The organism is Nocardia pseudobrasiliensis NBRC 108224, from assembly GCF_001613105.1.
Taxonomy (GTDB): domain Bacteria; phylum Actinomycetota; class Actinomycetes; order Mycobacteriales; family Mycobacteriaceae; genus Nocardia; species Nocardia pseudobrasiliensis.
Map to the genome: position 1 here is coordinate 39,510 of NZ_BDBS01000070.1, position 8,703 is coordinate 48,212.

The window sequence follows — 8,703 nt, forward strand, 5'->3', positions numbered from 1 at the left end:
CTGTCAGTTGGGGATGGCGAGGTGCGCGGCGCCGTCGCCGGGGAAGGTGTGGTCGAGCAGGTCGACGATCGAGCCCGCGTCCAGGCGCAGGGGCCGCAGGGGTGCGGTGGCGGGGCGCACGGCCGTGGCCAGCAGCGCCAGATCGGGGGCGAGGGCCGCGGCGTAGTCGTTCATCTTGCGCATCACCGGATTCAGGGAGTCGTCCCAGATGTGCTCGCCCACCACGGAGTAGTCCTGGAATGCCTTGATCAGATGCACCACCTCGGGGTCGGCGCGGGCCACGATCGGGGCGACCTCGGCGAGGGTGGCGCCGTGGCCGTCGAGGTCGTCGGCGAGGGTCTGCAGGTTGCGCCACAGCCGGGCGACGGCCGCCCGCTTGTCGCGTAGGGTCTTCGCGAACAGGTCGGCGCTCTCGGCGAGGCGGTCCAGCTCGCCGTCGCGACCCCGGGTCGCCGCGTCGACGGTGGTCACCAGGCCGTCCACGACCGCCGGATCCACCTGTCCCAGCAGCGTGTTCAGCCCGGCCATGGCCTCCGCGGCGGTCACCGCGACCCGCACCCGGTCCCGCGGCACGACCGCCCCGTCGCCGAGGTACGGCCCCGCCGCCGAGTCGGGCCGAAAGTCCAGATACTGCTCCCCCGCCGCCGACAGGTTCGCCACCCGCACGGTGCTCGCGGCCGGGATGCGGTGGCGCGCATCGAATTCCACGACCGCGTCGACACCGTCCGGCGTCGGCGCCAGGCCGCGCACCCGGCCGATCGCCACGCCCCGCAGATCCACCGGCGAGGTCCGCATGAGGCCACCCGAACTCGGCAGGTGCACGGTCACGGTCGTGGTGTGGCGCAGAGGGTTCAGGCCGAGCACGCCGGCACCGAGGTAGGCCAGGCCGACGAAGGTCGTCGCGAGCAGCCCGGCCAGCGAGGCGAGCGAGCGCGCGGTCATGGCACCATCCCGATCGAGCGCAGGATCGTGATGAGGCCGTCGGCCCGCACGCCGGGATCGCTCACCCGGATGTTCGGTGGTGCGCCGAGATACGGAATGAGCTTGTCGCGCAGCAGATGTATCAGCTTGTCGGCGTTCATCGGCACCGTGGTGTCGGCCGAGGCGACGGTGAGCAGCAGCGGCCGCATGGCCCGATAGATGTCGACGGTCTGCGGGTAGATCGGCCAGACCAGCTCCCCCGCCGGACCGGCGAGCGCGCCGAGCCCGACGGCCAGATCGACGACACCGAACAGCACATCGGCCAGCCCGGCCGCCCGACCCGGCCCGAGCACCAGCGCACGGTCGACCGCGCTCTTGCGGGCGGCGAGATCGCCACTCATCCGCTCGGCCGAGTCCAGAATGCGGTCCAGATCCGCCGTGCCCGAGGACAGGTCGTGCAGATCCGCGTGGATCTCCGCGGCCAGCCCTCGATATTCCGCCTCGGCGGGGAAGGCGGCATCGGCCCGGGCCACCGCCGCGGCCAACCCGTCGAACCGGCCGTTGGCCAGGACGTTCGACATGCCGCGCAGCAGATCCTCCACGCTGTCGGGCGGGCGGGTGCTGCTCGCCGGAATGACCGCGCCCGCCGCCAGCTCCGGCGCCGCCGAATCGCGCGGCGCGAGCAGGGCGACATACGGCTCACCCAGCACGGTCGCCTGCCGGATCTCGGCCCGCGTGGACACCGGAAGCCGCAGTCCCGCACGGACTCTCACCGTGGCGACCGCGAGCCGGTCGCGCAGTTCGACATGGTCCACCACGCCGACCTCGAGGCCGTCGGCCCGCACCTTCGCCTTGCCCGGCAGATTGAGCACGCTGGTGAACTCGATCCGGATCGGATAGCTCGCGCCCCGCACGGTCGCACCCGGCACGGGGATATCGGTGGGATCGAGACCGCATCCGCAGGCCAGCGCGAGCACCGTCAGAGCCAGTAGTCCGCGGCGCATCACCGCGCCCCGGCGGTGGTGGCCAACTGCGCCAACAGATCTCGGATACCACCCGCGTTCCGCAGCGCGGTATGAGCCATCGGCACCAGCCCGTCCAGCATCGGATAGATCCGCGGACCGTAGGTGTCGGCGGTTCGGGCCAGCACCGGCAGCAGCTGGTTGGACAGATCGATCATGGGCGCGAAGTTGGCCGACAGCCCCTCGACCACCTCCAGCCCGTCGCGCAGGTGCTGGAGCAGAAGCCGCATGTCGGGCCAGTTTCCGGCGAACATCGTGGTCAAGGTGTCCAGGTTGTCGATGAGCCGCCGCAGGGAGGCGTCGCGGGCGCGCGGGTCGCCCGCGACGGCCGCCAGCCCACCGAGCAGCTCGTTGGTGGTGGCCTCGGTCCCGCGCGCCGCGCGCTCGAGATCCCGCAGGGTGTCACCGGCGGTACCGTCCGCGCCCAGATCCGCGCTCACCTGCCGCATGGCGGCGAAGGATTCGCTGACGCCCAGCGGAGTCCTGGTGCGCGCGAGCGGGATACACCCCTCGCGCGCCGACTCCGGCCCGGAGCTCGGCCGGATCAGTTCGACCCGGCGATCGGTGACGATCGAATCCGCCAGGGTGACCGCGTCGGTGCCCTCGGGCACCGCCACATCGGGGCGCACCCGCATCGATACCCGCACCCGGTCACCCTGCGGGTCGATCCGATCCACCACCCCGACCGGCACGCCGAGGATCGAGACTTGATTGCCTCGGTACAGACCGGCGGCGTCGGCGAAATCGGCACACACCGGCTTGCTGTAGCGCAGTCTCGCCGCCGGCGTCACCGCGGACGAACCCGACACCGCCAGCATCGTCAGCACGACACCGCCGACGGCGGCGTACCCCAACCGCTTCCTACCACGCATCTCAACACTCCCGTCCCGGCGCGGGCACGCACGGCCGTTGGCCGCCGACCGCGACACCCACCAGGGGTCCGACCTTCCGGATGAATTCGTCGATGCCCGCGATCGCCGCGTCGAGCCGCTGCGGCGCATCGCCGACCGTGGCGACCAGTCGCTCCAGCTCCCGCACGATCGGCTCCACCTGATCGGCGTAGGCCATGATCGGCCGGTGGGTCACCTCGATCAGCGTGCGCAGCAGCCGGAATGCACGGATCACCTCGGTCTTGCCCGTGGCCAGTTCGGCCGAGATCGTGCCCAGCCGCCGCACGAAATCGGCCAGGACCTCGCGGTCGGTGGCGGTGGCCGCGACGTACTCGTCGGCGACCGCCACGGCCCGGTCCACTCGATCCGATTGCGCCGCAACGACTCCCACCAGATTGTTCAGATCACCGAGGAGGCCGCGCACGGTATCGGGCCGGTCGGCCAGCGCCCTGTCCAGCTCGGCCATGGTGGCCCGCAGGGTCGCCCCGTCGGCCTGCTCCAGTGGCGGCGTCGCCCGCTCGAGGACGTCGGTGAGCTCATAGGGCGTGCCGGTGCGCTCGCGCGGAATCGGCTGGTGGCCCAGCGGTTTCGATCCCGCCGGGGCCACCGACAGATAGTGCCCACCGGTCGGTGCGAGCAGCCGGACCTCCGCGCTCGATTCGTCACCGACGCGGGTGCCCGAACGCACCGTGAAGTCGATCCGCACGTGGTCGCCGGACAGGTCCACCGTCCGCACCCGCCCGACGCGCACTCCCGCCACGCGAACCTCGTCATCGGGCCGCAGCCCGCCCGAGTTCCGGAATTCGGCCACGTAACCGTCCTCTCCGGCGGACGTCACTCCGACCAGCCCGAGACCGGCCAGCACGGTGACCGCGACCGCCAATACCGCTATCCCCCACCGCAAGTCCGAACGCCTCATGAGCACACCACCAAGCGCTGGGTCGCCAGCACCGCCGCGGCGATGTCGGGTGGGATGATCGGGCGGGTGGAACAGCTCAATTCGCCCGGCGCCTGGGCGTTGAGGCCGCGGATCAGCTGCGGGACCAGCACCAGCAGCTGGGCCAGTTGATCGGCGTCGGGCACCAGGCGATGCACCAGGTCCACCAGGGGTGGCGCGCTGTCGTCGTAGAGCGACGCGAGTTCGGTGAGGATGCCGACGTCGGGTTCCAGCCCGTGGGCGGCCACGCGCAGCGAGTCCACCAGTTCGCGGGCGCGGCCGCTGAAGACGCCGATGATGCCCGCGACCTGTTTGATCAGCGCGCCGACCTGTTCGGATTTGCCGCCGATCTGCGCGGCGATCTCGCCCAGATTGCGCACCAGCAGCGCCACCACCGCGTCGCGGTCGGTGGCGAACCGCAGCAGCGCGTGCACGTCGTCGAGCACCGGACCGATGCCGGTGCCGTCGCCCTGCAACACGCGTAACAGGTTCTGCGCCAGCCGATTCAGCGCCGCGGTGTCCAGGGATCGGAACAGTGGTTTGAAGCCGTTGAACAGCCGGGTCACATCGAAACTGGGGACGGTGCGCTCCAGTGGGATCGTGGCGCCCCGGGGCAGCGGAGTTCCCTGGCTATCGGAGTCGTTCAACTCCAGATAGCGCTGACCCAGCAGTGTCTGATACCGAATCGCGGCGCCGGTCGTGGTCAGCACCCGTCCGGACGCGCCGATCGAGAAGCGCACCCGGGCGGTCGCCTCGCCGGTCACCGCGATGCCGGTGACCCGGCCCACCTGCACCCCCGACATGCGCACGGCATCGCCGACCGCCAGTCCGGACGCATCGGTGAACAGCGCCGCATACGGCGTCGTCCTGCCGAATCCGGGCCCGCGCAGCGTGGACAGCAACAGGCTCAGACACAGCCCGACCAGCACGAGAAACAGGCCCAGCTTCACGGCCGCGCCCCCGACCCGGATCACCGCGCCCCCTCCGGTCCCGCGACCGACCGCGCGATCTGCGGCATGGTGTCGCCGATGATCCGCAGCTGCAGCTGCACCCGCCCGTCCACCACCGGGAACGCCGCACCGATCCGGTCCAGCAACTCCGGCAGCCGCGCATAGGCCGGGGCGAGACTGCCGTAGGACATGCCCAGCGGCACACCGAGATCCATGACGACCGCCAGAATCTTGGTGAAAGAGTCCAGATTCCCGCCGAACAGCGTGGCGTAGCCGGGCAGGAACTCGGTGCTCAACCCGGCGATCGCCGTACGCGTGCGGGCCCGGTTGGTCTCGTCGTCGAAGTAGGCGCTCTGGTCCAGCAGGGCGACCAGCGCGTGGGCCATGGCCGGTTCCAGATCCGCCGACCCGCGCGCCAATTCACCGGCGATGCGCAGATAGTGGGCGATATCGCCGCGACGATCCCGCGACACCGCGCGGGCGAGCTCGGTGACCGCGTCCACGGTCGGCGCGAGCAGGCCCGGATCGCGCGCGGCCAGGTCCAGCAGCCGCCGCACCCGCGGCGAGTCGAGCACGGCCGTGAGCCGTCCGGAGGCCTGCAGCACGGCCGCGCTCGACCCGGCGCCCGCATCGCCGACGACCGGTACGACGGCGTGCTCACGAATCCGGCCGCCCTCGCCGCGCGCGGTCAATTCGACGGCGGGCGAACCGAAGACATTCGCCGAGGTGAATCCGGCCGCCAAGGCCGCGGGCAGCATCGACGCGGGCCCGGGCTCGATCCGCAGGCGTACCCGCCCGGGCGTCACCTCGGCCACATCGCCGATGACCATACCGTGGAACTTCACATCCGCGCCCGGGGCCAGCCCGTCGGCGAGCACCGGCGCCTCGACGACGAGCTCGAACCCGTCGCGACACCGCCCCGTCGCCTGGGCTCCCACCGCGGCGGCCGCGACCGCCGCGGTCACCACGACGGCCGCGCCCCGCCACCGCCTCGCTGCGCTCATGTTCACCCCGAGATCCTGATTCCGCTGTCCGCGCCCCAGAACAGGCCCGTCAGCACCATGTCGACGACGATCACCAGCACCAGGCTGGCTCGGATGGCGCGCCCGCAGGCGCGCCCCACTCCCTCGGGACCGCCCGAGGCGAAATATCCGTGATAGCAATGGATCACGATCACGGCGGCCACCAGCACGACGGCCTTGACCACCGCGCACGCCACATCCGCGGGCCGCAGGAAGGCCCCGAAATAGTGGAAGTAGGTGCCCGGCGACTGCCCGTGCACGACATTCACCGCGACCGCGCACGACAGGTACGCCGCGATGAGCGCGATCAGAAACAGCGGCACGATGGCGACCACGCCCGCGAGCACGCGGGTCGCGACGACGAACGCGACGGGCCGCACCGCCAGGGAGCGCAGCGCGTCGATCTCCGCACCGATCCGCATGGCCCCGATCTCGGCGGTCATCCGGCAGCCCGCCTGCGCGGCGAAACCTACGGCCGCCACGATGGGCGCCAGTTCCCGGGTATTGGCGTAGGCCGAGACGAAGCCGGTCAGCGGCGCCATACCGACCCGGTCGAGCGCGTCCAGCCCCTCCACCCCGACCGATCCGCCGATCGCGATGCCCAGCAGCACCAGGACGACGGCGGTCCCGCCACCCACCACCAAACCCCCACTGCCCCAGACGATATCGGTCAGTGCGAGCATGGTCTGGCGGCGATAGGCCCGCGCCGCGTGCGGCAGTGCGGCCAGGACACGAAGGACAAAATCCAGCTGATGTCCCAGCCGATCCAGCACGGTCACCACGCGCCCCGTTCGCCGAATATCGACAGCGCCTGGGTCAGCACCAGATTCAGTGCGAAGGTGGCCACCACGCCGAGCACCACCGAGGCGTTCACCGACTCGGCGACGCCCTTGGGCCCGGCGGTGGCCGCCAGGCCGCGCTGACCCGCCAGCACCACCACCACGAAACCGAACAGTGCCGACTTCGCCAGCGCGGCAACCAGATCCGGCACCGTGACGAACGCGGCGATCGAGGACAGGTAACCGCCCGCGGTCCCCTGCTGCACGGCGACATTGATCACATACCCGGTCGCCAGGCCCATGAACACGATGACCACGCACAGCAGCGGGGCCACCAGCACCATCGCCGCCAGCCTCGGCACCAGCAGCCGCCGTACCGGATCGATGCCCATCACCCGCAGGGCGTCGATCTCCTCGCGCACGGTCCGCGATCCGAGATCGGCCGCGATCGCCGCGCCCGCCGCGCCGCCCAGCAGCAGCGCCGCCACCAGCGGGGCGCCCTGGCGAACCACGCCCACCCCGGCAGCGGCACCGGCCAGCGAGGTGGCGCCGATCTGCTGGGTCAGCTGCCCCACCTGCACCGACACGATCACCCCGAACGGGATCGCCACGAAGACGGCCGGAACGACGGTCACGCTCACCACGAACCAGCCCTGCACGAGCGCGTCGCGCCACGGGAACCGGCCCGCCACCACATCGCGCACCAGCCAGCCCAGGGCCGCCCCGGCCAGCCGCGCGGTGTGGCCCACGGTGGCGATCGCCGGGCTCAGCACCGGATCGGATCCCCGGTCAGCAGCGCCGCCGCGTCGATCCTGCGCGGCTTTCCCGAGGGCGTCTTCGGAAGGCGCCCCGGCGCAACCACTTCCACCCGCCGCGGCCCCACCCCCAGCCCCGCCTGCACCCGGTGGGCGACCTCGCGCGCGATCCGCTCCCGCTCGGTCGGGTCACCGCTGGCCGCGGATTCGACGAGGACCGCGAAGGTCTCCCCACCGGTCCGCACGGCCACCGCGTTTCCGGCCCGCACCCCGTCGACGCCCGCGGCGAGCCGTTCGACGTCGACCGGGTAGAGGTTGCGGCCGGAGACGATGAGCACGTCCTTCTTGCGCCCGCACACCACGATCTGACGGTCGCCGGTGCGATAGCCGAGGTCGCCGGTGGCCAGCCAGCCGGAGTCGTCGAGGGCGTCGAGCACACCGTCGGCGGTCCGGTAACCGCGGGTGATGCTCTCGCCGCGCACCTCGATCTCGCCGACCTCGCCCGTGGCCGCGAGCGCACCGGATTCGGCGCGCACCCGCACGTCGATGCCGGGCAGCGGCGGCCCGAGCCGGACCTGACCGTCGGCCTCGACGCTCAGCCCGCTGCCCGGGCGGACGAACGAGACCGCCAGGGTCGCCTCGGCCATGCCGTAGGCGGGCACGAGGGCCTGCGGGCGCAGGCCGAAGCGGGCCCCGGCGGCCAGGAACCTCTGCGCCACGGCCTGATCCACCGGCTCGGCCCCGTTGAGCGCGAAGCGCAGCGTGGACAGGTCGTAGGCCCCGTCGGCGGCTCGCTCGAGTGTGCGGGCCAGTAGGCCGTAGGCGAAATTCGGTGCCGCGGTCATGGTTCCGCGATGCTCGCCGATCAACCGCGCCCACACCGGCGGGGACGCCAGGAAATCGGCGGGCGTGACCGAGATCAGTTCCACGCCGAGGAACATCGGCGCCACCAGAAAGCCCATCATGCCCATGTCGTGAAACAGCGGCAGCCAGCTGACCATCACATCGCGGCGCAGATTGATCAGCGAGGCGAACTCCATCGCGCGGATATTGGCGTACATATTGGCGTAGCTGATGATTACGGCCTTCGGCGCCCCGGTCGAGCCCGAGGTGAGCTGCAAGAACGCGGGATCCTCGGCGCGCGTGGGCACCGGCTCGAGATCCGGTCCCGCGCCGAGCCTTTCGACGGTGACGCACTCGACGCCCGGCAGCGCCCCGTCGGCGACGGCCTCGAAGGGGTCGCCGAGCACGACCAGCCGCGCGTCGATGACCGCCAGCGCGCGGCGGGTGTCGGCGGCCCACTGCGCGAGATCGGCGCGCGGGGTCGGCTGATGCAGCATCGTGACCGTCCCCCCGGCCAGCCACACGCCCTGCACGACCGGGGCGATATCGGCGGGCGCACCGGCGAGGACGGCGACCGCGCCGCC

9 protein-coding genes are annotated in these 8,703 nt (G+C 71.9%); all 9 read right to left on the minus strand.

Annotation, left to right across the window (positions count from 1 at the left end; translation table 11 throughout):
• Positions 1 to 3: 3 nt before the first annotated feature.
• Entirely contained in the window at positions 4 to 942 is a 939-nt protein-coding gene (locus tag NP4_RS37620) for an MlaD family protein (protein WP_068008751.1), read from the minus strand.
• A complete protein-coding gene (locus NP4_RS37625) occupies positions 939 to 1,925 on the minus strand; it encodes an MlaD family protein (protein ID WP_068008753.1) in 987 nt (328 codons plus the stop codon). Before NP4_RS37625 ends, NP4_RS37620 begins: the two co-directional genes overlap by 4 nt.
• Complete coding sequence (locus NP4_RS37630; RefSeq protein ID WP_169813860.1) at positions 1,925 to 2,815, minus strand: MlaD family protein; 891 nt, start codon at positions 2,813 to 2,815, stop codon at positions 1,925 to 1,927. Before NP4_RS37630 ends, NP4_RS37625 begins: the two co-directional genes overlap by 1 nt.
• Before the next feature lies 1 nt (position 2,816).
• Entirely contained in the window at positions 2,817 to 3,752 is a 936-nt protein-coding gene (locus NP4_RS37635; protein ID WP_147288087.1) for an MlaD family protein, read from the minus strand.
• A complete protein-coding gene (locus tag NP4_RS37640) occupies positions 3,749 to 4,744 on the minus strand; it encodes an MlaD family protein (protein ID WP_068008760.1) in 996 nt (331 codons plus the stop codon). Before NP4_RS37640 ends, NP4_RS37635 begins: the two co-directional genes overlap by 4 nt.
• A complete protein-coding gene (locus tag NP4_RS41865; protein ID WP_068008763.1) occupies positions 4,741 to 5,724 on the minus strand; it encodes an MlaD family protein in 984 nt (327 codons plus the stop codon). The genes NP4_RS37640 and NP4_RS41865 overlap by 4 nt, the downstream gene beginning before the upstream one ends.
• A 2-nt stretch (positions 5,725 to 5,726) precedes the next feature.
• A complete protein-coding gene (locus NP4_RS37650) occupies positions 5,727 to 6,521 on the minus strand; it encodes an ABC transporter permease (protein ID WP_245998654.1) in 795 nt (264 codons plus the stop codon).
• Positions 6,518 to 7,294, minus strand: coding sequence for an MlaE family ABC transporter permease (locus NP4_RS37655; RefSeq protein WP_068008766.1), 777 nt, complete (start codon positions 7,292 to 7,294; stop codon positions 6,518 to 6,520). Before NP4_RS37655 ends, NP4_RS37650 begins: the two co-directional genes overlap by 4 nt.
• Positions 7,288 to 8,703 (minus strand): AMP-binding protein (locus NP4_RS37660; protein WP_068008769.1); only part of this gene is annotated, 1,416 nt, incomplete at its 5' end. The genes NP4_RS37655 and NP4_RS37660, both read right to left, overlap by 7 nt.

Excerpts from the sequence above, each read along its gene's own strand:
- NP4_RS37625 (WP_068008753.1), bottom strand. The coding sequence starts at position 1,925 with ATGCGCCGCGGACTACTGGCTCTGACGGTGCTCGCGCTGGCCTGCGGA.
- NP4_RS37630 (WP_169813860.1), bottom strand. The coding sequence starts at position 2,815 with ATGCGTGGTAGGAAGCGGTTGGGGTACGCCGCCGTCGGCGGTGTCGTG.
- NP4_RS37620 (WP_068008751.1), bottom strand. The coding sequence starts at position 942 with ATGACCGCGCGCTCGCTCGCCTCGCTGGCCGGGCTGCTCGCGACGACC.
- NP4_RS37635 (WP_147288087.1), bottom strand. The coding sequence starts at position 3,752 with ATGAGGCGTTCGGACTTGCGGTGGGGGATAGCGGTATTGGCGGTCGCG.
- NP4_RS41865 (WP_068008763.1), bottom strand. The coding sequence starts at position 5,724 with ATGAGCGCAGCGAGGCGGTGGCGGGGCGCGGCCGTCGTGGTGACCGCG.